Origin of the sequence: Paenibacillus sp. FSL R5-0713 (assembly GCF_037973325.1) — a bacterium.
Taxonomy (GTDB): Bacteria; Bacillota; Bacilli; order Paenibacillales; family Paenibacillaceae; genus Paenibacillus.
Genome location: NZ_CP150229.1, coordinates 2,017,509 through 2,041,541, shown reverse-complemented (window position 1 = coordinate 2,041,541; position 24,033 = coordinate 2,017,509). Strand labels below are relative to the sequence as shown.

Annotated in this window: 19 protein-coding genes; 4 read left to right on the top strand and 15 right to left on the bottom strand. The window is 45.9% G+C overall.

Annotation, left to right across the window (positions count from 1 at the left end):
• Window positions 1-119: 119 nt before the first annotated feature.
• The 4 genes from MKZ12_RS09330 to MKZ12_RS09315 form a co-directional block, all read right to left on the bottom strand.
• Window positions 120-2,942, bottom strand: a complete 2,823-nt coding sequence (locus tag MKZ12_RS09330; RefSeq protein WP_339260069.1) for an endo-1,4-beta-xylanase — start codon at window positions 2,940-2,942, stop codon at window positions 120-122.
• Window positions 2,943-3,183: 241 nt separating this feature from the next.
• Window positions 3,184-4,188, bottom strand: a complete 1,005-nt coding sequence (locus tag MKZ12_RS09325) for a LacI family DNA-binding transcriptional regulator (RefSeq protein ID WP_339240906.1) — start codon at window positions 4,186-4,188, stop codon at window positions 3,184-3,186.
• 129 nt (window positions 4,189-4,317) lie between these two features.
• The gene (locus tag MKZ12_RS09320; RefSeq protein ID WP_339260068.1) at window positions 4,318-5,325 is read right to left on the bottom strand and encodes a globin-coupled sensor protein; all 1,008 of its coding nucleotides are present in this window, start codon (window positions 5,323-5,325) and stop codon (window positions 4,318-4,320) included.
• A 241-nt stretch (window positions 5,326-5,566) separates the two neighbouring features.
• Complete coding sequence (locus MKZ12_RS09315) at window positions 5,567-7,462, bottom strand: PrkA family serine protein kinase (RefSeq protein ID WP_339260066.1); 1,896 nt, start codon at window positions 7,460-7,462, stop codon at window positions 5,567-5,569.
• 359 nt (window positions 7,463-7,821) lie between these two features.
• On the opposite strand from MKZ12_RS09315, the gene MKZ12_RS09310 reads away from it, so the two are divergent.
• Window positions 7,822-8,667 carry a DUF2161 family putative PD-(D/E)XK-type phosphodiesterase gene (locus MKZ12_RS09310; RefSeq protein WP_339260063.1) on the top strand — a complete coding sequence of 282 codons (846 nt, stop codon included), beginning with the start codon at window positions 7,822-7,824 and terminating at the stop codon, window positions 8,665-8,667.
• Between the two features lie 107 nt (window positions 8,668-8,774).
• On the opposite strand, the gene MKZ12_RS09305 is transcribed toward MKZ12_RS09310, so the two are convergent.
• The 3 genes from MKZ12_RS09305 to MKZ12_RS09295 all read right to left on the bottom strand — a co-directional run bounded on the left by MKZ12_RS09305 (window position 8,775) and on the right by MKZ12_RS09295 (window position 11,606).
• Window positions 8,775-9,401 (bottom strand): FMN-dependent NADH-azoreductase, encoded by a 627-nt coding sequence (locus tag MKZ12_RS09305; RefSeq protein ID WP_169478771.1) that lies wholly within the window; start codon window positions 9,399-9,401, stop codon window positions 8,775-8,777.
• A 188-nt stretch (window positions 9,402-9,589) separates the two neighbouring features.
• Window positions 9,590-10,813 carry a PLP-dependent aminotransferase family protein gene (locus tag MKZ12_RS09300; RefSeq protein WP_339240901.1) on the bottom strand — a complete coding sequence of 408 codons (1,224 nt, stop codon included), beginning with the start codon at window positions 10,811-10,813 and terminating at the stop codon, window positions 9,590-9,592.
• A 136-nt stretch (window positions 10,814-10,949) separates the two neighbouring features.
• Window positions 10,950-11,606 (bottom strand): response regulator transcription factor, encoded by a 657-nt coding sequence (locus MKZ12_RS09295; RefSeq protein WP_339240900.1) that lies wholly within the window; start codon window positions 11,604-11,606, stop codon window positions 10,950-10,952.
• A gap of 439 nt (window positions 11,607-12,045) precedes the next feature.
• On the opposite strand from MKZ12_RS09295, the gene MKZ12_RS09290 reads away from it, so the two are divergent.
• Window positions 12,046-12,456, top strand: coding sequence for a hypothetical protein (locus MKZ12_RS09290; RefSeq protein ID WP_339240899.1), 411 nt, complete (start codon window positions 12,046-12,048; stop codon window positions 12,454-12,456).
• Complete coding sequence (locus MKZ12_RS09285; RefSeq protein WP_339240898.1) at window positions 12,453-13,517, top strand: phosphodiester glycosidase family protein; 1,065 nt, start codon at window positions 12,453-12,455, stop codon at window positions 13,515-13,517. The genes MKZ12_RS09290 and MKZ12_RS09285 overlap by 4 nt, the downstream gene beginning before the upstream one ends.
• A gap of 338 nt (window positions 13,518-13,855) precedes the next feature.
• On the opposite strand, the gene MKZ12_RS09280 is transcribed toward MKZ12_RS09285, so the two are convergent.
• The 6 genes from MKZ12_RS09280 to MKZ12_RS09255 all read right to left on the bottom strand — a co-directional run bounded on the left by MKZ12_RS09280 (window position 13,856) and on the right by MKZ12_RS09255 (window position 21,521).
• Window positions 13,856-14,872, bottom strand: coding sequence for a LacI family DNA-binding transcriptional regulator (locus MKZ12_RS09280; protein WP_339260061.1), 1,017 nt, complete (start codon window positions 14,870-14,872; stop codon window positions 13,856-13,858).
• 77 nt (window positions 14,873-14,949) lie between these two features.
• Window positions 14,950-17,115 (bottom strand): beta-glucosidase BglX, encoded by a 2,166-nt coding sequence (bglX, locus tag MKZ12_RS09275; RefSeq protein ID WP_339260059.1) that lies wholly within the window; start codon window positions 17,113-17,115, stop codon window positions 14,950-14,952.
• Between the two features lie 99 nt (window positions 17,116-17,214).
• Window positions 17,215-18,810: an ABC transporter substrate-binding protein gene (locus tag MKZ12_RS09270; RefSeq protein WP_339240895.1), complete on the bottom strand. Its 1,596-nt coding sequence runs from the start codon at window positions 18,808-18,810 to the stop codon at window positions 17,215-17,217.
• A 54-nt stretch (window positions 18,811-18,864) separates the two neighbouring features.
• The gene (locus MKZ12_RS09265) at window positions 18,865-19,767 is read right to left on the bottom strand and encodes a carbohydrate ABC transporter permease (protein WP_253432871.1); all 903 of its coding nucleotides are present in this window, start codon (window positions 19,765-19,767) and stop codon (window positions 18,865-18,867) included.
• An 18-nt stretch (window positions 19,768-19,785) separates the two neighbouring features.
• Window positions 19,786-20,745, bottom strand: coding sequence for an ABC transporter permease subunit (locus MKZ12_RS09260; protein WP_017689585.1), 960 nt, complete (start codon window positions 20,743-20,745; stop codon window positions 19,786-19,788).
• Between the two features lie 11 nt (window positions 20,746-20,756).
• A complete protein-coding gene (locus MKZ12_RS09255; RefSeq protein ID WP_339260058.1) occupies window positions 20,757-21,521 on the bottom strand; it encodes an alpha/beta hydrolase family protein in 765 nt (254 codons plus the stop codon).
• Between the two features lie 472 nt (window positions 21,522-21,993).
• Between MKZ12_RS09255 and MKZ12_RS09250 the strand changes: the two genes are divergently transcribed.
• Window positions 21,994-22,911 (top strand): serine hydrolase, encoded by a 918-nt coding sequence (locus MKZ12_RS09250; RefSeq protein ID WP_339260056.1) that lies wholly within the window; start codon window positions 21,994-21,996, stop codon window positions 22,909-22,911.
• A 100-nt stretch (window positions 22,912-23,011) separates the two neighbouring features.
• Here the strand turns inward: MKZ12_RS09250 and MKZ12_RS09245 are convergent, their stop codons facing one another.
• The gene (locus MKZ12_RS09245) at window positions 23,012-23,266 is read right to left on the bottom strand and encodes an AbrB/MazE/SpoVT family DNA-binding domain-containing protein (protein WP_036610032.1); all 255 of its coding nucleotides are present in this window, start codon (window positions 23,264-23,266) and stop codon (window positions 23,012-23,014) included.
• Window positions 23,267-23,433: 167 nt separating this feature from the next.
• A complete protein-coding gene (trmL, locus tag MKZ12_RS09240; RefSeq protein WP_017689589.1) occupies window positions 23,434-23,901 on the bottom strand; it encodes a tRNA (uridine(34)/cytosine(34)/5-carboxymethylaminomethyluridine(34)-2'-O)-methyltransferase TrmL in 468 nt (155 codons plus the stop codon).
• Window positions 23,902-24,033 lie beyond the last annotated feature (132 nt).

Genomic DNA, 24,033 nt, shown 5'->3' with positions numbered 1-24,033 from the left:
AACCCGTTTATTTGAATGTATATAGTCTAAACGTCCCAGCCTTTAAAATCAACACTTATTTCCAGAAAAACGAGGTTTAATAGCTCACATTCTCATATTCTGATACACAGCTCAATATTCTATTTGCGAGTCAGTAACAGACTGCCAAAACCGGAAGTATCCTGATAAGAATTACCTGATGAATCACTCCAGATGGACACACTGCTTCGCTTGCCATCCCCCGCGCCATCATCATTAACTTGAAGATCGAATCCAATCCATCGTTGCCCTTCAGCACGAACGCTATCTAGTGGGATTGCCACTTCAACGGTATACCCTCCGCTTGTTAATCGGGTAGCTGATTTGAAGTTTTCTTTCCGTGCATTTCCTCCAAAAGAAGCCTCATTATCAAAGTTAACCCGGTACTGGGCGTCATCCTCCTGATAGAACGTTGTCTGATCTTTGTTTTGGTCAATAAAAATCTCGATCGAATCCTGCTCATGTGCATTAGAACTTAATTTGCTTCGCAGAGGATCTTTCACATCTGCCAATACGTACAGGTATTTTTCATCCCATAACAGCTGTGCAGTCGCCGTTGCACCTGAGTTTCCGATGACCCAGACATCCGTTTTAACAGATGCAGCCTTTTTCCAGATGTCATCCTTTTTCGCATCAATTACAGGTTTGCCATACGTGACCTTCGTTTGTTTCAAGACAGAACCCAGCTTCAATTTCCCCCGGTTGGCTGGTTTATCAGGCTGTTGATTGGAAATATCATTCCAGACGATGGTAGCTGTCTTACCCGCAGCATATTCATCCGTAATCCGAAAATCTAAAGACAAGACCTGGCCTTCGGCAAGTAAAGCAGCTGACATCGGCAGGGATGCATATACAACATAACCCGTTTTTGTCTCCTGTACGTTGTATGCATTCTTATCCTTGCCTTTACCGCCTTCCCGTTTGAACGTATATTGACCATTTGCAGACGGCGGATTTTTCTTCTTGGCAGTTAGATCAGCTTCAGAAGTGGCAGCGCCTGTACTCTTTACTTCTTCCGTGAGGAAAACCTGCACCTGATCCCCTTTGCGACGTGTGGTGTCCTTCACTTCCACTCGTAAATTCACCTTTTTGGCATCCCACATTACACGGGCCTCACCCGTAACTGCGGATACACCATCTGCCAGATGATTAATTCCAAGCCCTTTCACAGCACCCCATAGAACATCTTCCTGTCCTTTGTGATTTGGAAAAGAAGGGCTGGCCTTCAGTGCTGTCCACTCATTACGATAGATCGGAAGCGTGGTAGCATCCACCAGTGCCCAATAGGCCGGTTTTGCTTTCAATTTACGATCAAACAGCAATGGTGCATCTTTGCGTCCTTTGACTGGATGATTATCAAGCCATGTACCGTCATCCGCAAGTCCCCAGACCGTAACACTGTCCATGACACCACGTTTTCCCAGGTCGTCAAACAGATCGAACAGCTCACGATAACGATAAGCTTGCTGCAACATTAATTCATCCGTAACAGGCATCTCCTGCTCAGAATTACTTGAATAGATCGAAACGTCCAGCTCTGTAACCTGTACGTTCACACCAAGAGCGATCACTTTCTCAAAAGCCTCACGAATGAGCTTTACATCCGGTCCGTACATCGACACATGCATCTGAAATCCAACCGCATCAATCGGTGTTCCTTTGGCAAGCAGCTTCTCTACAAGCTTCACCATATCATTCACCTTGTTTCCATTGCCCTCCATTCCATAGTCATTAATCACTAATACAGCATCCGGGTCAGCCTCGCGTGCATATCGGAAAGCCAGCTCAATGTAATCACTGTCATCTCCATCACCGTCCACATCCCCAATAATATCTCTCCATTTGGAACCACTCGCCTGATTGCGCAAGCCGCCTCCATCCGAGATGACTTCATTGACGACATCCCATGTATGAACCTTTCCTTTGTAACGAGTCACGATGGTCTGAATATGAGTTTTCATCCGTGCAAGCAACTGTTCACGCGTGGCAGGTTTGGAAGCATCATTCGGATCGGTAAAGAACCAGTCTGGCACCTGACTATGCCATAACAGAGTATGACCTCTTACCTCCATGTCATTTGCTTCGGCAAAGTTCACCAGACGATCTGCCTCTGACCAGACAAACTGCCCTTCCTTTGGTTGCATCGCATCCATTTTCATAAAGTTGCCGGCTGTAATACTATTAAAATGTTTGGTCAACAACTGGGAATGCGGATCTTCTGCATCCAGTGCAGACTGGTCGATTGCCGCTCCCATGGCATAGTTTTTTCCCACGACATCCACTAGATTCGGAATGTTCGGCTCTATCTCTATTTTTTCGGCTTCGGTAATCAGAACATCATCCACGTAAAAAGTAATTGTATCTGCCGGCGTCACTTCCGCTGACGTCTTCCAGGGTGTCTCTGCATACATCCGGAATCCGGTGATGCCACTATTTTCCCCTGGAATCACCACATCCGCCTCGATTTTTTTCCATTGTCCTTTATTCAGGGTTGCAGAGGCAAATGTAGCATATTCACGAGTTGAAGCGTCGTTATTGTACTCTTTCTCCAGTGAACCGTTAATGACCTGACTGTCAGGTCCTTCATCGTACATGGCCCAAAACGAAATATGAACCGTGCTGCCCTTCTGTACATGGTCCATTACTTCAATTAAGGGTCCATGGAACGTTTCGGTACGGGAAGAGGTTCTCAGACTGCGTGTGCTGTCGTGACCTTGCGCTACGATATCAAGCTTTTCACTCGCCCGTGGACGCCATTGTCCCAACGCACCATCTTCAAAATTAGCCTCGAACAGCACTTCATCATCGCCCGTCTTAACGTCAGCAGCCGCTTGAGCACGTGTCCCTCCTGTTCCCACACTCGGGAACAAACTGAAGATCAATACCGCCGACAAGCACAAGCTCCACCATTTTCTCAAATGCATCCGATCTCCTCCTTGGTTGTTTGTGAAGAGTAACCTCTGTTCTGTCATGCGTCCGCCCTTCACAAGTTCGTTGGGCAGGATTGGATAGACATTATTCAACAGAAATTGTAAGCACTTTCATTATACGATTGCCAGCAAACTTTGTTTACCCGTTAAACTATAGGACTTCTTCTAAAATCTTCACCATAATATAGAACGACAAAAAGCACAGCTTGTTCGCTGTGCTACGTGTGAAACGTCTTTACACTTTTAAAGGCGCTGTCGTCTGACGGATGACCAAATTGGAAGGTTCCGTCACAACGGGTGGAGAATAAGACGGATTCTCAATCATGGCAATCAGATATTCTATGGACTTAATGCCAATCGAATAGATATTCTGATTCACCGTGGTCAGTCCCGGTTTGAATACTTCAGCATAATATGTGTTGTCAAATCCGACAACAGAAATATCTTCTGGCACACTCAGTCCATGCTTTTCAATTTCATGAATTGCCCCAAAGGCAGACATGTCTGATGCGCAGACAATCCCCGTCGGTTGATCCTGAAGTGCCAACAATCTTCTTGCAGCCTTGCTACCGCCATCAAATGAGTAATCGCAAACTTCCAGATATATCGTAGAATACGGAATGCCGCATTCTCGCAGTCCTTCCCGATATCCTTCCAATCGCAGATTAGCTACGGCAGGTCCGAGTGTTCCCGAGATATAAGCAATCTTGCGGTGTCCGAGCTCATACAGATGTTTGACACTCATGGAGATGCCGTTTGCGTTATCCGTAGTAATGTAACCGGCGCGTTTGCCCAACAGGTCCGTATCGATAAACATTGTTGGGATCTCTGCATCCACCAGTTCCTGAATACTCGCGTTATCTCTGCCTTCCCCGAATACCACCACACCATCCACATTACGACTGCGGCAATGTTTGATGAACGAGTACGTCGGATCATCGAATCGTGTAGACAACCGGACCAGATCATAACCACTGTTCTCTAGCGCAGTCTTAATCCCTTCCAGCAATTCCGACACAAAAGGGTTTGTAAATGGGACCGTCAACAATACACCTACCGTCCATGAACGGCGTTTTACAAGTCCACGTGCGACCACATTCGGTTGATATTTCAATAATTCGATGGCTATATTGACTTTTTTGCGTGTTTTTTCACTTACATCAGGATAATCGTTTATCACTTTGGAAACGGTTGCAACAGATACTCCCGCTTCCTTGGCCACATCATGGATAGAAGCCATCTGATCACCTCAACCTCTTTCAAATCCCCTGTCTCCGGCTGCATTTTCCATAACATCGGCAGGTTTGTCTACCCATTATAGCTTAAAACAGCCTGAAACGGTATGGAAGGTTCCTATTGCTTTTAACGTCTATTCCTGTTGTTCCAGATTCTTCAAATCCAGAGACAGTTTCTCCATTGTTGTTGCAAATACAGCCAGTTCAGCCGAGCGTGAAGCTTGGCTACGTGCTCCACGAGACGTATGATCCGACTCTTGCTGCACACTACTTAGTTTCTTCATGATCTGCTCTAGATTAGACTGAATTTTACCCTGGGCATCCCGGGAACTGGCTGCGAGCTTGCGCACCTCACTGGCGACGACCTCGAAGCCACGACCGAACTCTCCTGCATGAGCAGCTTCAATCGCTGCATTCAGGCCGACAAGATGACTCTGATCCGATATCTCGCGAATGAGTTCACCCATTTTTCCAATCTGCTGGATCTCCCCGGTCAACTCCGTGAGCAGAACTTGAGCCTGATCCTGAGAAGCAGCTGTTTCTTTGGCCACATTCGAGATAGCCAGCGCATTTTCATTCAGTTCACTGATCATGCCTGTAAGCTCTTGGGTAATTTGCGTGATCGCCTGCAAAGTATGTTGTTGATCATCGGCAAGCTGATGTAACTTTTCTTTTTCTTTCTTCTCATATGCCTCAAGGACAAGCTGTGAATCCAGATTAAACATTTTACTGAGCGCCTGAATGACAAGATGCCAGGAATCAGGGATAACCTGCTGGAATATGCTCGTTGCAATATCAAGGTAAACCATATAGGTACCCAGATAATAATCTTCGGACAGGCCAATACGGGAATGCACAAGCCCAATCGCAATACGTTGTTCAATATATGCGTCGTCCACGATTCCATCCGTCATCGATAACCAGTACATCTTCTGTGTTTCCTTTAGACGATCAATTGTAGAGAATCGGGCAATCAGATCTACCAGATCAGGATAATTCCCCACGTGATTGTAGAAATGATCCACCACTTCATTCACGACTTTTTTAAAAACAGGCCGATGATCGGCAAGCAGTGCCAGATCTCTTGCGGTTAATCCCATGTAATCAAGTTGCTTCTGTCTTGTTGCGGAAATACTGCTCATATCTGGTTCAGTCAGCTCCTTAATAAACACCATTACTTTAAATTGTAAATATATGTATTGATTATAGACTAAAATACCCAAACTTACATACACCTTTAGAACTAATTCACCGTAAAATTAACCTTATTTGTCAGTATTTCAGATTAATAAGATGCTTATGGAACTAAAAAGGCCCTGACTCTGCTGTGAAGGAGCCTCACAGCAGACATCAGAAGCCTGATCCGGAATGGTTCGTTGCCGATTAGCGATTAAGCAGACTGCCCACATAGCGTAGCAGTTCATTGGCGCTGGCTGCGGTATATCCATGTTCTTCAATTAAGCGTTTGATCACTTCATTCATTCGTTTCAATTGGGTTGCATCTGGTGTTTTGGTGGAGGTTGTAATCTTGACGATGTCTTTCAGATCTGTAAACAACTTCTTCTCAATCGCTTCACGCAGACGGTCATGGCTGCTGTACTCGAATTTGCGCTCCTTACGGGAGTACGCCGAGATTCGGATTAGAATCTCTTCCCTGAATGCTTTCTTTGCATTCTCGGAGATTCCGATCTGCTCCTCGATGGAACGCATCAAACGCTCATCCGGGTCCATTTCTTCATCCGTGAGTGGATCACGAATTTTGGACCAGTTGCAGAATGCTTCAATGTTGTCCAGATAGTTCTCAAATAATGTTCTCGCCGACTCCTCGAATGAGTACACAAATGCTTTCTGTACTTCCTTCTTGGCCAGTTCGTCATACTCCTTGCGTGCAAGAGCAATAAAATTCAGATAACGCTCCCGCTCTTCTTTCGTAATGGAAGCATGTTGGTCCAGACCGTCCTTGATGGCCCGCAGAATGTCCAACGCGTTAATGCACTGAAGATTTTGCTTGATCAAAGCACTGGAGATCCGATTGATGACATACCGCGGATCAATGCCGGACATCCCTTCATCCAGATACTCATTTTGCATCTCTCGCAGATCGGCTTCTTTATAACCTTCCACTTCCTCACCGTCATACATCCGCATTTTTTTCACGAGATCCATGCCTTGTTTCTTCGTTTCCTTCAAGCGGGTAAGTATGGAAAAAATGGCTGCAGTCCGCAATGCATGCGGTGCAATATGAACATGCTTCATGTCACTTTGCTGAATGAGCTTGGCATAGATTTTCTCTTCCTCGGATACTTTCAGGTTGTATGGAATCGGCATGACAATCATCCGGGATTGCAGTGCCTCATTCTTCTTGTTGGAGATAAAAGACTTATACTCCGATTCATTCGTATGCGCCACAATCATCTCATCTGCACTGATTAAGGCGAAACGTCCTGCTTTGAAATTCCCCTCCTGTGTAAGCGACAACAGATTCCACAGAAATTTCTCATCACACTTCAACATCTCCTGGAACTCCATCAATCCGCGGTTCGCCTTGTTCAACTCTCCATCAAAACGATAGGCACGTGGATCGGATTCAGAACCAAACTCGGTAATGGTGGAGAAGTCGATGCTACCCGTCAGATCGGCAATATCCTGCGATTTCGGATCGGAAGGACTGAATGTTCCTATCCCCACCCGATTATCCTCGGAAACAATAACCCGTTCCACAGGCACCTTGCTGATATCACCGCCATATTCGGTACGGAGTCTCATTTGGCAAGATGGGCAAAGGTTCCCCTCAATACGAACTCCAATTTCCTTTTCCACTTCAGGACGAAGTTCCAATGGAATCAGATGCAGTGGCTCCTCATGCATCGGGCATCCATCAATAGCATAGATAGCACCTTTTTTTGTCCGCGAGAATTGTTCAAGCCCCCGCTTCAGCAACGTCACTAGCGTCGATTTACCTCCACTTACGGGACCCATAAGCAGCAAGATCCGCTTACGTACATCCAGGCGGCGTGCTGCTGAGTGAAAGTATTCTTCAACCAGCTTTTCAATGGATCGATCCAATCCAAAGATCTCCTGCTCAAAAAACTTGTACCGCTTATGCCCACCTACTTCTTCCACGCCAAACGATTCAATCATTTCATACACTCTGGCGTGAGCCGTCATTGCCGGAGTCGGGTCCTCTCTCAGCAGTTCAATATAATCTTCAAATGTTCCGTTCCATGTCAAACGGTCACTCTCTGCCCGATGTTCCGCAACGCGTTCAAAAATATTCATGCTTGGTACCTCCCATGGCTCCTTTAGTGTGATTGTCAACCATTCCGAATGGTATGAAGAAATCAATAGAATTGCGGCTCCTGCTTGAATACCAATCTTGCGGTCCTGTGAAGTCCCGCCACCCTCTGTCCAAACATCTTGTTTTGTTGTGAAAAGTGTATTACATACCTATGCGGCAATTCGGATAAGTTGACCTCTTTTTTTCAATCCATGGCTTCGAATTTTGGCTTTTCCCTGTTCTATCAGACATCTTGTGCGTTCAGAAAAAAAAGAACGAATATGATATAATGAGGGTTCTAATTCAGGAAACCGGACAATGCGGTCAGAACTCTGACTACTTTGGGAAAGGAGCACGAACGATGGCTGTGCAATACGAAACCGAATTATATTCGCCTGTGAAGGCTTTCTTCGAGCAGCGTGGCTTCGACGTAAAGGCGGAAGTTAGACATTGTGACCTCGTAGGGGTCAGATCGGATCAGGAGGAACCACTGATTGTGGAGATGAAAAAAACATTTAATCTCTCCCTGTTGTTGCAAGGCATGCAGCGCTTGAAGCTTAGCCCGTTCGTGTATTTGGCCGTCGAGCGCAATCGCAGCAAACGTGGCGCCGTGAACCAACGCTGGAGCGAACTGACTGCATTATGCAGACAGCTTGGTCTGGGGCTGCTGACGGTCACATTTTACAAAACCAAACCTCCCTTAATTGATGTATTATGCGAGCCTTCTGCACAGACTCCCCTCACTGGCCGCAATCAGGTTGCTCGCAAAAGTGGTGTTCGGCGGAAACGCCTGCTTAAGGAATTCGACGAACGCAGCGGTGATTATAATACGGGAGGCAGCACACGCAGACAGCTGGTCACGGCATATCGTGAAAAGGCCTTACGAGTCGCATCTGCTCTGCGAACGAACGGAGAATCCTCTCCCGCCACACTTGCCAGACAGACGGGTGTAGGTTCTGCCGCGGCGATTCTGCAAAAGAATTATTATGGCTGGTTTGAACGCCTCTCCCGAGGGAAATATATTCTGACGATTAAGGGAGTACAAGCGTTAACCGAGCATGCACACATGCTTGAGGATAATGATATGATTGAACGAACCATTAATGAACTTGATGTAACGTATTCCGTATCTGGTGAACATAAGGACGACCTTGCACATATCGCTGAAACCGCGGAGCAATACTTGAAAAATACAGGCCATAACTGATATGGAAACACTCGAAGTACGTGATATGAAAATGAGAATGCAAAAACACCTGTAATCTCCAGAGGAGACAACAGGTGTTTTTATGTGTTACATATAGAAGATTGTTATTAGAAGCTTGCTGCTACTTCGGAAGCCAATTTCAGACCTGCAGTAACAATCTCTTCAGCACGATCTGCAGAAGCGTTATGTCCTTCAACGATAACCACTTCAGGGCTTTGAATACCCCACAAGCCGAGAACTGTTTTCAGGAAGTTCAGGGACATTTCAGCAGCTGCCATTGGACCTTCGGAGTACACGCCACCACGTGCGTTAAGCAAAGCTACTTTTTTGTCGCCAGCAAGTCCTACAGGACCTTCAGCAGTGTATTTGAATGTTTTACCAGCTTGGCTCAGGTAAGCAATGTAGTTTACCAATGGTGCAGGAACAGTGAAGTTCCAGAGCGGGAATGCAAATACCACTTTGTCAGCTGCCAAGAATTGATCTTGAAGCTGTGCTGCAAGTGAAGCTGCTTTTTGCTCGTCAGCTGTCAGTTCAAAACCGTTAGCTGCTTTGTAAGTACCTGTGATTGCAGTGTTACCATAGAATGGGAATTCTGTATTGTAGAGATCCAACTCAGTAACTGTGTCACCTGGGTGGGACTCTTTGTATGCGCTCAAGAATGCATCGTACAATTTAACGCTGACTGCTTGATCTGCAGGACGGTCATTTGCTTTAACGAATAAAATATTAGACATGTTGAATTTTCCCCCGTTAGATAAAATATATGAGTGCTCTTTCTGAACTGGCCACCATTGTAGCTTATATAAAGAAACCAACAACTCATTAATTCATATTATATATAAAAATGTTAGTGGATGCAATAACGTAATCACTTTGGTCATGAACCAATTTTAATTTTGCCACAATCTATTTTGGATCTGTCTTAGCTACGAGCCGTAAATTCGGAAATGGCTTCACTGATCAGATTCATGCCGAGCAGCAGTTCATCCCGACCCGGATGGCTAAAATTTAATCGAATGTAACGTTGATCCTGTACACCTGTAGAACATAGCGATCCAGGCAGAAAAGATACCCCTTTGGGCAGAGCAGCCTTAAGCAGAGCGCCACTATCCAATCCTTCCGGCAACTGTACCCACAGATACATTCCACCCTCAGGAATGTTGTATTGACACCCTTTCCAGCCTGGTCTCTTCAACAGTTCAAGCATCAGTTTGAGTCTTGTCTTATACTCCCGATTCAACATGGACAGGTGATCACTCCAACGAAACGGGGACTGGGCAAGCAATTGATACAACAGCCGCTGATTCATCGGGCTGGACTGACCATCGGCAATCCGTTTAACTGAGGCCATGGCCTGAATCAGTGCCGGGTGCCCCGCGGCCCATCCGGTTCGAAGAGCGGGCGCTACCGTTTTGCTGAATGAACCAATGTATAGAACATGTCCACCCTGATCTGCAGTATCCAGTGCAAAGAGTGAAGGGTATTTACGATAGAATTCCGTTGGCTCCAGGCCATCGAAATGAAGCTCCCCGTAAGAATCATCTTCCACTAGCAGTACACCATAGCGCGAACACAGTTCAAGGACAGCCTCCCGACGCTCCATACTCCACAAAGCACCTGTCGGATTTGAGAAACTGGGTGCAGCAAAAAGCAGCTTCGGTCTAACCTGCTGCATGTGATGCTCCAAAAGGTCTGGTAGTATGCCGTCCCGATCACCCATTACGGGCACAATCTTGGCTCCTTGCATTTCCAGAACCTCAAGACAGCCTGGAGATGTAGGATGTTCAACCAGTACGGAATCTCCTGGCTCAAGTAATAGACGCATCACGAGATCGATGGCCTGCTGGGTACCAGTGGTCAACAGAATCTGCTCGGGTACCGTTCGTATGCCTTTGCGTGCATTCCAGTCCTTGTTCAGCCACTCTCTTAGGGGGGTGTAGCCTGCTGGCTCTCCATATTGCAATGCGGAGGGGCCTGAACTAAAGACAGACACCGCTGCTTCTTCCAACAATTTGAAAGGAAACAACTCCTCCGCAGGCAATTCTTCTGCCAGAGAAATGAAATAATCTCTGCCAGACATCTCACGTATATCCCTCAGTGGTGATGACAAAAGCCTGTTGGTACGGGAAGCAAAGAAATATTTCATCGATCCGTTCCCCTTTCATCCCTATTCCGAAACTGTACTCGCAGTCCGCAGCCCTACAACCTATTCGTGCTCGCCATCGAATATGACCGGATGCATATCGACCAGTTGTGATAATAAGAAGAACAAACCCGACTCGTCAGGATCCCGTCTTCACTTGTCTTGCATGCAAGGCATAACGTTCAATGGCCTGTGCTCTGCTGCTTACTTCCAGCTTCACGTATATTTTACGCAGGTAATTATCAATGGAACGTCTGCTAACGTTGATCTCATTCGCTATTTTATCATAGGTTACACCCTGAACAATTCTTTCCATGATAAAAGTTTCGGTTTCTGTTAATTCAATTACACGTGATTCTGTCGGAGACTCCACAGGTTGCGCCCACTCCGCACTGTTTAACCACGCCAATGGAATGGACACATGGCCCTCACGTAACCCAGAGATCAGATGAATCAGCTGGCTAGGGGAAGCCTGTTTGGATAACATGCCGCTTGCACCAAGACTCATCAGATGACGAAACAGCTTCACATTATCTTCATCCGTCAGAATGATGATGTGACTGTGAGCTGACAGATTCTTCATCTGGGCAATATATTGATCGGCCGGGCCCTCTGGAAGACGATAATCCATCAGAATCAGATCAGGCTGGTGCATATTCACTAGATCGAGCCCTTCCGTTCCGGTCGAGGTCATGCCACGTACCGTCAGATCTTGCTGCTCTTCCAAAATCAATTTTGTACCGAGCATGCTGGTGGGGTGGATATCTACGATGACCACCTGCCATACTTTTTTCATTGTTGTTCCCCCTGTTATGTATTGGACAAATAGCTTCTAGCTTCTGTCATGATGATGCCATCGTCTATGCGACAGTCCGAGTATAGACGAAGCATAGGTCGGATTATGTCGAAAAATAGAAAAACACAGGATGCAGCCGATAAAAAAGCTCTATTTTCACCGTATTTTGTTATAAAAACACCATGACGTCCATCTTCCCATCCCCGGAAAGGTAAAAATATAGTATAAATTTCCTGCATTTCTATCTAAAAAAGTCGAAAAACCTGCCCAAAGTTCCTACTTATTGCATCTATAAGAAATTGTATCCTAGGACTTCCTTCCGATGCAATCTCTTTTTACTCTATTAAGTAAAGAATTTCATTTTTGCGTAATCAATAGGGGCATGATAGAATGAGGACTGGAAAAATTTTTGTACCTATAAATGACCAGGAGTGATGATATGAAACCATCTGCCCCGCCCTCTGACATCCATCACACCCGGAGCGCCAAAGGCAAGGCCGGATCTTCAATCAAGCTGTTTCTGGTAATGTGGATTGTGCTCATTGCACTGGGAGTCGTTGGAACCTACTATTATAGTAACCATCTCCAGCAACAGATGATTAACCAGCTTCAGGCCCATAATCAGCAGCAGATTACAGCGTTAAAAACCGACTATGAAAATCAGCTAACAACGATATCTAAGGAAGTAGAAGACCTGCAGGGACAAGTTCAATCCTTCAATGAATTGCTGACTTTCACCAAGGATAATGCAAGTGACAAAACGGATAACAGCAACAAACTCTATACCCAGCTGAGCGAAGTCAAAAAACAACTGGAGACACTCCAGAAAAAGATGGACCTGCTCAAATGATTACACCCGTCAAACAGGTTAATCGTTTTTTTATGCTTGCACTCGCTCCTTTTGTTGGATTGATATTATGCCTGCTGCTGCTTCGTCCTCCGCTCGAACCCGGAGGTTTGATTTCTGCCGAACTGTCAGAGGATACGATTACACCCCGGGCCCAAGCAATTAGCCAAGAGCTTGCCGGGGCAAAAGAGGCTGCTGTCCAGACTTCTTCTTCTATTAAAAGAACGACACAGCTCTATAATAAAACAACAAGTACGATGTCTACACTCGTACAGAAGGCTTCCGCTCAGGCGGATCGTCCGGAAACGATCTACAACAAACGGATTACATCCAAGCTTGGCGTTCCATTTGAACGGGTAGACAGTGACCGGCTAACGATTGAACTGTACAGAGTGAATCCTGGCACCTATAAGGGCTATGCCATGAAGATTAAGCTAAAAGACCCCACTGCTATGCAGATGGCTCTGGACAGTGAACCTGGCCGTTCTGAGACAACCATGCAGGCTGTGAAGCGTAACGGCGCGATTGCCGGGATCAACGCAGGTGGATTTGCTGACAGTGGCGGCAAACGTTACCCACTTAGCACAACGGTTATGGATGGGAAATACGTGAACGGTTTTCAGGCCAGTTTCAAAGACCTGTTTTTTGTAGGACTTAACGATGCCGGCAAGCTGGTCGGAGGCAAGTTCTTCGATAAAAATTCACTGGATCGCCTGCGGCCACAGTTTGGGGCTACGTTTGTTCCGGTGCTGTTGCAGAATGGGCGTAAAACCACAATTCCCGATAAGTGGAAAGTATCACCCAAACGAGCACCACGTACGGTCATTGGCAATTATAAAGATGATCAATTGTTGATCATTGTAGTCGATGGATATAATGAAGGAGGAAGTTCCGGTGCTACCCTAGAAGAGTTGCAAGGACGGCTGTACAAGCTTGGGGTTATCGACGCCTATAATCTGGATGGCGGCGGATCTTCCTCGCTTATTCTGAATAATCGGGTTGTAAATAACCCGTCGGATGGCAGCCTAAGACCGGTGCCCACACACTTTTTATTTTACAAATAATAGGGTGAAGCATTTCTTTTCTACCTATAATGGTTATAATAGAAGAAAATGAGCTTGTGCAGGAGGTGCGAAGGGTATGTCATTTTCACTGACATTCTGGATTATTGCAATTGTATTGACTCTCTTCATTACAGGCATTCTCACTTCATCCTACAACAATGACAAGACAAAAGGCTTGTAAAAGGCCAAGCCTCTCTCCGGAGAGGCTTTTTCTATTGCTTCATCCTTGAAATAACAAGAGGCAAGGCTTAAAAGAATGATTCGATTCTTCTAAGCCTTGCCTCTTGCTGTGCCGTTTGTTCCACGCATCAATCCAGTCAGGATACGCATATTCGGGATCAATAGCTTACCGCCCGTTCATTCCGCATGGATATAACAGCATCAGAAGGCATAGGTCCACTCACTGACCCACCCTCAACTAATGTCACATAGATTCGTTCATGATCGACGGGTTCTCCAGCAATAATTTTGATCAATTGTTCAGCGGCGAGTGATCCCCACTTGCGTTTGGAATAATCAATGCTTGCCAATCTCGGCTGGACGTACTTGCTCAATTCAATATTGTCGAATCCGATGACATCGACCTCCTGACCAACGCCAAGTGCACTTTCTGCCAGACGATCACACAAGCCAATAGCCATCTCATCATTGAGGCAGAATACTGCTGCGGGCCCATCATACTCCTGCACAATCTGATCTGCGGCTTGTTCTCCACCACTCTTTTCAAAATCTCCCGTGATCTCAATCCATTCCACATCGGCTTCACGTTCCGCAACCTGTCTCACAGCCTTTAATCGCTGCACAGAGTCAAACGAACCTTCCGGTCCTGTCACCACGTAGATTTTCTTATGTCCCTGCTCAATAAGATGTTCCATCGCAAGTGTCGCCCCGGCTTTATTATCCAACAGAACCTGATTAATGTTGGGATGATCCATCTCACGGTCCAATACAACGATTTTGTGGCCCCGATCGGCGTATTGCATCAGTTCCTCACTTGCAAACGTATGATCCAGAATGATTGCACCATCAATCATCCTCTCTGGAAGCATGCGATGGGATTGTTTACCACTGCACACGATCAGGTCATAGCCTTGAGCATTGCATACAGCTTTCATGCCACTCAGCAAGTCTCCATACACATCTCCGCTAAAATCGGTCAAGAATACACCCAGAATTTTGGATTCTCTCTTCTTCAGTGTTCTTGCAGCGGCATTTGGAACATAGTTCAGCTCTTTGGCAATGGCCAAAATTTTGGAACTCGTCTCATCGGTCACTTTGTTGCTACCATTAAGCGCATATGACACCGTAGAGATGGAAACTCCCGCCTGTTTGGCGATATCCTTGATACTGACCACATTCTTCGCTCCCCTGTTATGTTCATCAGGCCTTCCATAAGGAAAGGCCTGACACATTACTATTTCCATTCACCGGATTACACGAGTCTGAATGATTTCTTCTGAGTGTCCCGACTGTTTGCACCCACAAGAATATGGAACTCACCTCGATCACTGCGATGGCTTAAATCGGAATGGTGATAGCGAAGCTGTTCTTCATGTAACGTAAACGCAGCTATACCACTCTCTCCTGGAGCCAATGCAAGCTTCACATATCCTTTCAGTTCACGCATAGGACGAACGACTTCACCCGTTACATCCCGAATGTACAACTGAACAGTCTCTACACCTGTGCGATCACCCGTGTTCGTTACACGTACTTGGATACTCAAAGGCTCTTCGGCAGTCATCTCGTTACTGGACACTTCAAGATCACCATAAGAGAAAGAAGTGTATGAGAGACCATAACCGAACGGAAGCAAAGGTTCATTGGGACTGTCAATGTATTTCGAGACATAACGCTCTTCCGTTTTCTCCGGGTTCAACGGACGACCTGTATTGAAATGATTGTAATAGACCGGAATCTGACCTACGGACTGCGGGAAGGACATCGTCAGACGTGCAGATGGATTCACTACACCTGTCAGAACATCTGCGATCGCTGCCCCGCCCTCACTACCCGGGAACCAGGCTTCAAGAACGGCATCCGATTCATCGATTACACCATGCAGATCCAATGGACGTCCGTTGAAAATAACGCTAGCAATAGGTTTTCCCGCTGCTTTGAGCTGTTTAACCAATTCCAATTGGGCTGCTGGCAGACGAATATCCGTGCGTGATCCACCTTCTCCACTCATCTCCGAGTCTTCACCCAGAGCAAGGACAATCAGATCCGCTTTGCTTGCCACTTGAAGGGCTTCCGCAATCTGCTCAGCTGTAATCGTATGAACATCACTGCCTTGAGCAAACTGAACTTTCCCACCTGTCAAGCGTTCTTGCAGAGCTGTTCCAAGCTTGACTGCATCTTCCTTAACTCCTTCACAGGACCACCAGCCCAGAATATCAGGACTCTGTGCAAAAGGACCAATAAGGGCTACATTAGCGTCAGCTTGAAGCGGAAGCACGCTGTTATCATTTTTCAACAGGACAGCCGATTTGGTTGCCAGTTCATATGATACCTGACGGTGCTCTTTGGAGAACACAATCTCACGTTCACGAACCGGATCAGCTGCACGTAGCGGATTGTCGAACAATCCCAGCTTCTCTTTCAGTTGCAGTATTCGCAGAACGGCTTCATCAATGAGCTTCTCTTCCACTTCACCGCTCTCAATTAGCTCAGGCAAATGATGTACATAACAAGGTGTCATCATCTCCATATCTACACCTGCGCGAATGGCACGGTATGCCGCTTCACGATCATCTTCCGCAGCGCCATGCGCAATCATCTCACGAATGGAAGCCCAATCCGAGATCAGCACACCATCAAAGCCCCACTCGTCACGCAAAATGCCGCGCATCAACTTCTCATTGCCACTTGCCGGAATACCGTCAACCGTATTGAACGAAGTCATGACCATTTCTACACCCGCATCCAATGCAGCTTTGTACGCTGGCAAATAGTACTCACGCAGGTTACGCTCGGACATGTCCACCGTATTGTAATCCCGACCACCCTCAGCCGCTCCATACGCCGCAAAGTGTTTAACACAGGCTGCAAGACGATCAGGCTCATCCTTCAAGCTATCGCCCTGATATCCACGTACAAATGCAGCCGCGAACAAGCTGTTCAGATAAGGGTCTTCTCCTGTCGTTTCCATCACACGGCCCCAACGCGGGTCACGAACCAGATCCACCATAGGTGCAAAAGTAACATGCAAACCGGATACAGCTGATTCACGTGCTGCAATTTCAGCACTTTTCTCAGCCAGTTCTGTGTCCCATGAGCAACCGATCGCCAGTGGAATCGGGAAAATGGTTTTGAAACCATGAACGACGTCAGCCATGAACAACAGCGGAATGCCCAAACGGCTTTTTTTCATATAAGCTTGCTGTACATCAATGATGGCCTGTGCACCGGACAACCCCAGAATGGAACCACTGGCATCCACGGACTGCTCCGTAATTCCCATCTCTTCCATCGGCCCCGTGATCTGGCCTTCGACATTTGTTCCTTCATAGAAGTTGGCAGTCAACTGAAGAAGCTGAGCTGTTTTTTCCTCCAACGTCATCTGTTTTACCAGGTCTAGCAGCTGCTCGTTATTCATCTGATCGTATCCTCCACTTACAAGTTGTTGAAATAAAGAACCCGGCTGCGTTCGGGGAGAGACCGCGCACCGGGTTCAAAATTAATGACTGAACGATTACTAGAATTTCTCGTTTAGCTCATCCAGATAAGGTTGAACCAGGGACATTTTACTGTTCACCCATTCTTTCCAGTTTGCCTCCAGATCTCCGTTTTTGAGGATCAGGTTGGCATATTCGTTCTGGTAATCGAATGAAGCCTGACTCTTCGCTTTGGAATCATACAGGTTGACATCCCAATCGTATGCTGCAAGCGATTTGCCTTCTGTACCGAGTTTTGCTTTTTCTTGGAACAATTTCACGGCTCTATCACGGTAATCCTTTTTGATTGCTGGGTTTACAACGCTGAAGTCGTCACCGAGCAGATACAGACCTTCGAAACGTGCCGGGTATTTATCTTCCAATACTGTTCCTTCTGGCAACAAGCTAACCAGTTCTTGGTTCTCATCATATTTCCAATCCGTTCCTTCAAAGCCCATGTTGATGAGCAACTGTCCTTCTTTGGTTGCGGAGTAATCGATCAGATCCATGATCCGTTCGAACTTCTCGTCACTGATGTCCGGGTTGAAGATCAATGCGGACCAGAAGTTGGCTTGCTCCATGTTACGGTATTTACCGTCATCGCCCACTACGATTGCTGTGTGTACCAGTTCATCACTATCTACACCCAGATTTTTTCTCATATCCGAATCCAGACCTTGTCTGTACGAAGCGAGTCCACCCAGACTTGTTACAGCGGCTGTTCCTGTTACTTTGAAGTTGTTTTGACCTTCATTGTTTTTCCATGTGTAGAACTCAGGATTGAGCAATCCATCTTTATACGCTTTTTGCATCAATTTAAGTCCTGTCAGCGTTTCAGGATCTGCTGGTCCCCAGTGGAACTTGCCATCTTCACCCTTGTAGAACGGTGTGTCGGTCATGGCATGTACGCTGTTTGGCATAATCATGTTTGTCATGGCATCTGCAGCATTGTAGGACAATGGTACAAGTTTGTTACCTACTTTGCCTGGATCTTTTTCTTTCACCAGCGCAGCATATTCATTCAATTCCGTTGTTGTATAAGCATCTTTCAGTTCAAAACCAACGGCTTCAGCCCAGTCTTTACGAAGCGCAATGACACCAATTTGGTTCGTCAGTGGGTCAGCTGGTTTGTTCTCGAAATAGATTGGTCTAGGCAGGACGTATGTTCCACCTGTCAATTCTTCCAGCTTGTCTCCAAGACCCGTCAAATTGTAAGCTGCTGCAACGTTAGGCCAGCGTTCTTTCCAGTCATCCGGGAATTTGTAGAACAAACCTTGTTCAATGCTGTTAATGGCATCGCCATGTACATAGTTCCATACCGCTACATCCGGCAAGTCGCCAGAGTTAATCCACAGACGAAGCTTCTCGCCCCACGAATCCCAATCGATATAGTTGTAGTCCCATGTTACATTGAATTTGTCTGTCCAGAACTTGTGGAAGTCATTATCCAGGTTTCCGTTTTTGATTTCTGTCAGGTTAGCTACAGAGATGGTCAGGTTATCTTTGTAATTTCCCTCTGCATCTTTTTCGTTACCACCTGAAGCTCCTTGGCTGGAACAAGCGGTCACCATCAGCATAACTACACTAAGCGTGATGGCAAAGAGAGCTCTTACTGACAACTTTTTGTTCGTTTTCATGTTTTACCCCCATGTTTTTTAGTCAGATTTTATTGCAAAATCCTATACGTATAATCAGGTCTTGATTGCCCCTGTTAATACCCCTTTGGCAAAGTGTTTTTGCAGCATTGGGAAGAAACACATAATTGGTACCATGGTGACAAATACAGCTGCCATCTTCATACCCATGGAGAAGTTGCTCGCCTGGGCAGCATCCACACTGGATGCATTTGATGCATTCGTCGTAGATGTCACGATAATGTTTCGCAGTACATTCTGGAGCGGTAACTGATCCGCTTTTCGAAGGAATATCATCGCATCGTACCAACTGTTCCAGTAAGCCACACCGTAGAACAACGTGATTGTAGCCATAATTGGTGTAGCCAGCGGAAGAACGACAGAGAACAGAATTCTCCACTCTCCTGCTCCATCCAGTCTCGCCGATTCCATCAGTGATTCAGGCAAGGTGTAGAAGTAGTTCATCATCAGAATCATGTTAAAAGCACTGAAGCTTCCCGCCAGGATAACGGACCAGAGCGTACCTGTAAGATGAAGTGATTTCATGATCAGGTACAGCGGTACGATACCACCATTAAAGATCATGGTGAACAGTACCAGGAAAAAGATAAATTTCTTAAACGGGAATTTGTTGCGACTAAGGCCATATGCCATGCTTGTTGTCAGGAACAAGCTGAGTGGCAAGCCGATGACTAGCAATATAATGGTATTTTTGTATCCCGACAGAATCGTTCCGTCAGCGAACAACGCCTTGTAGGAATCCAATGTCCATTGTTTAGGGAACATCAAAAATGGATTGTCAGCATATTCTTTCTGTGTTGCAAACGAGATCATGATAACATTCCAGAACGGAATCAGGATCATCAGGGCAAGCACGAGTAATACGGCGAAAATAATGTAATCGAGAAGTGTCATTCTTTCAGTACCAATTCTCGGTTTTTTGTTAGCTTTCTTGCTCATCTCATTTATCCTCCTCTCTTATCGGAACAAACCGTCTCCGCCAAGCCACTTGGCAAATCTGTCAGCAAGAAGCAGCAAGGCCATATTCACCAGGGAACGGAACAAGCTGACCGCTGTCGAGAATGAGAAATCGGTTGATGACTGGAACGTAATCCGATAGATATATACATCGAGTACTTCCGATACATTTTTGGTAGCGGCATTTGCCAAGTTGAAGATCTGGTCAAACCCGGAAGACATCAATCCACCAACCGAAAGAATAAACATGATTGTGATGGTTGGAAGGATGTTCGGTAAAGTAATTTTGAACATCTGTTGCATACGGGAAGCCCCGTCGATCTGTGCTGATTCATACTGATCCTGGTCAATACCGGAAATGGCAGCCAAGAATATAATTGCGCCCCATCCACTTGATTTCCAAATATCAGTTAACAGCAACATCGGTACAAAGTTAGATTCGGATCCAAGGAAATTAATCGTTGGCAATCCGAGTAATCCGAGCGCGCTGTTTACCAGTCCGTCATATGCCAGCACATTGATGACTACGCCGGATACGATGATCCAGGACAGAAAATGAGGGAACGTAAGAACGGTTTGGAACAATTTTTTCCCTCTGCGCATCCGCAATTCATTCAGCAACAACGCCAGAATGATCGGGAACGGGAATTGAATAATCAGTTTCAGAATATTGATGTACAGCGTACGCCATACTGCGTCAATAAAGGTCGGATCACGGAAAACATATTTGAAGTTCTCGAATCCGCTCCATGGACTTCCCCAGATGCCCAGGTTGGCCTTGTAATCTTTGAATGCCAGAGACAGGCCACCCATCGGCATGTAGGCAAACAGGATTAGCCAGACAAGCCCCGGAATAAGCAGGGTGTATGTCATACGGTGCTTCCAGATTTCAGTCCAGAGCGAATTGCCCTTCACGTTTCCCTTCAGCTTTTTGCTAGGTCCTTCGGCTGCAGGTTTCACATTGCATCTCCTCACTCTACTTTGGTCTTGTCATTGTACAGAAAATCAAACATCGTTCTCAGGTGGTGCTCCCAAAATCTCCATTCATGAGTCCCCGGCGTCTCCACATACTGAAAATCAAAAGCGGTCCCCTGCATGTATTTCGCGAAATCACGATTCATCTCTACGAAGGGGTCACGATCGCCACAGCAACTGAGGATATTAGGTAAAGGAACACCCTGTTCCAGCAGCTTGGCCGACAGTGCGTAAATATCCTGATCGGCTTTTACCTGTAAACGTTCTCCAAAAACCGCTTTCATTTCCTTGATCATGGTCGCTGGCATATGGGGATCATGAAGCCGTGTCTGAATATCCGTCACCCCGGATAGAGACACTATTTTGCGATACTTCTCTGGATAAGTTAGTCCACATTTCAGTGCACCATATCCGCCCATGGATAAACCGCCGACATACGTTTTCTCCGGATCAGGATTCAGATTGAGTAGACGCTCGCATACTTCAGGTAACTCCTGAGTGATGTAGTGGAAGTAATTCAGGCCGTATTCCATATCGGTGTAATAGCTTCGATTCGCTTCCGGCATAATGATGGTGCAACCATATTGCGCTGCATACATCTCAATTGTGGTTAATCGTTGCCAGGTACTCGCATTATCGCCTGCTCCGTGCAACAGATATAGGGTACCGCCTGAAGTCTCTCCGGAGTCACTGGACACAACATGTATGCTGGTATTCATGCATAAGGTTGGCGATCCAGTTTCGATCGTTATATGTGCCATAATGTAACCCCTCTCATCATCGCCTGCTGTCTTTACTCATTCGTTGCTCTGGCGTTGTTTTGCAGGCTGTTGTAGATTCCCTTGTATTACGATGGGTTATCGAAACGATTTTCTCGAATCGTTTCAAAACATAGCCAACGTTGATTCACTTGGTCTTCATTACAACACTTTTAAGGTGGAAGCGATTTCTTCGAATCGTTTCGAATAAATCATAAGCCCGATGAGTAAATCCTGTCAATAACCTTTTTACAAATTTCGCGTTATTTTCTCGAAAAAATGCTTTTTTACGTCTAAATTTGCGCCGAAAGACACTATTATTACGAAAAAATGAAATTTTAGTCAGTGTTATCACAACTTTAATTGACACCAAACCAGGTTTATACTAACATGAGTTCTGATTTTGCATTCGAATTACGGAAACGTTTCACCAACCGATTTTACTCAGGTTTCACCTGATATTAGGGAGGTTAATATGTCTGAGCAACTCAAAGATTTCATTCATACCATTACTAAGCAACAATTGAACGTGTTCTCCGTTCGCATATTACAAAAAGGGCATCTGCTTGCCTATTGGGACAGGGATAGGGATCAACGCCGTGTACAACATTCCATAAGTAAATCCTTCACATGCATGGCTGTTGGTCTTGCGCTTGAAGAAGGTCTGTTACATCTGGATGCCACACTTGGTGATTATTTCACCTATAATCATGTATCGAGTGCACATTACAAGCTCCCATCTCCACGGGAATTGAAGTTACGTGACCTGCTCCGAATGTCTTCTGGTCATGATTCGCCGCCTCTTTGGGCTGATGAACGAGCTTCTTTGACCGAGAAAGATTGGGCGAAACATTATATGTCTCTCCCTCTGGATCGGATGCCCGGAGAACAATTTACATACAGCAGCGGGGATACGTTTATGATCTCAGCCATGTTTCAGGCAGCCACCGGCCAAACCGTGAAAGATTACCTGACTCCGCGATTATTTGAGCCTCTGGGCATTCATGATGTAGAGTGGGAAACCTCTCCACTGGGGGTAACACTCGGCTGTGCAGGACTTTGGATAAGCAATGAGGAACTGAGTCGATTTGGACAGTTACTGCTCCAGGAGGGCCTTTGGGAAGGCACACAGCTTATACCTGCGAATTGGATCAGACAAGCTACGTCCCGGCAGATCGAAACGACTGGAGATGGTGATTGGGGAAAAGGTTACGGATATCAGTTCTGGATGTGTTCCCATGAGGCTTACCGCGCCGATGGAGCCTATGGTCAGTTATGTATCATCCTTCCCTCGAAGGAAGCTGTCATATGTATTAACAGCGAGGAAGAAAACATGCAAGGCATCCTGAATGCCGTGTGGGATGAGATTTTACCTATATGCAACCAGCGTTAAAAATTATATTCTTCTTATATTTCCGCGGAACTGAACCATGCACTGAATACTGAAAACAAAAAAAACGCCACGGGGTTAATAAACCCCATGGCGTTACTTCTTACCCGTGCTGTGGAAGCTGAGTCATTTCATCTAAACATTGTGCGCATATGTAACGCTCTTTGAACTCGTTGACTTCCTCGATGGATCCGCAGAAAATACATTTTGGACGATATCTCTCCAAGATAATATGGTCCCCTTGTACTAAGATCTCTACAGGATCTCCCTCATTCATTTGATACCTTTTACGCAAAGATTTAGGCAATACGATCCTACCTAATTGGTCAACTTTGCGAACTACTCCAGCTGGCTTCATAGCTACGGCACACCTCTCCTATCTTACTCTAAATTTCTAGGTACATTTGTACTATGTTTATAGATTCGCCAAGATTTTGTCGAATCCTGCTGGAAATAAACATTTTTTGTCCTTTTTTTTGAAAAATGTTTTTTTACCGAATTCTAGCCGTTATTTATAACCGGAAATTATCCTTCTAACCCCGGAAAATTGAGCTGACGCAACGCTTCATATACAATAATTGCTGCCGAATTAGACAGGTTTAATGATCTAACGTCACCAGTCATTGGCATTTTCATGCATGTATCGGGATTTGCAGCAATTAATTCAGGTGGGAGGCCTTTGGTCTCTTTACCGAAAACGAGGAAATCCCCATCTTGAAAATTAAAGTCACTGTATCGGTTCTTCGCCTTCGTAGTTGCGTAGAAGAAGCGACCTTCCGGATATTTTTCCTGAACCTCTGCAAATGAGTCGTGGTATTCAATATGAACGGCATGCCAGTAGTCCAGCCCTGCCCGTTTCAATGTAGCATCATCTGTTCGAAATCCAAGTGGACGCACGAGATGCAGATGGGTCCCGGTGGCCGCACAAGTACGCGAAATATTTCCTGTGTTCGCCGGAATTTCTGGTTCAACCAGAACGATGTGTAAAGCCATATGTGTTCAATCTCCTTTTCAATTCGTGTTGATGACAACCCTCTAATCTTAAAGAAAAGCCCTCCACACGTCAATGTGGAAGGCTCTGGTAAGGCACAGGATTAGACACTATGGTCCATGACTCCGTACCCC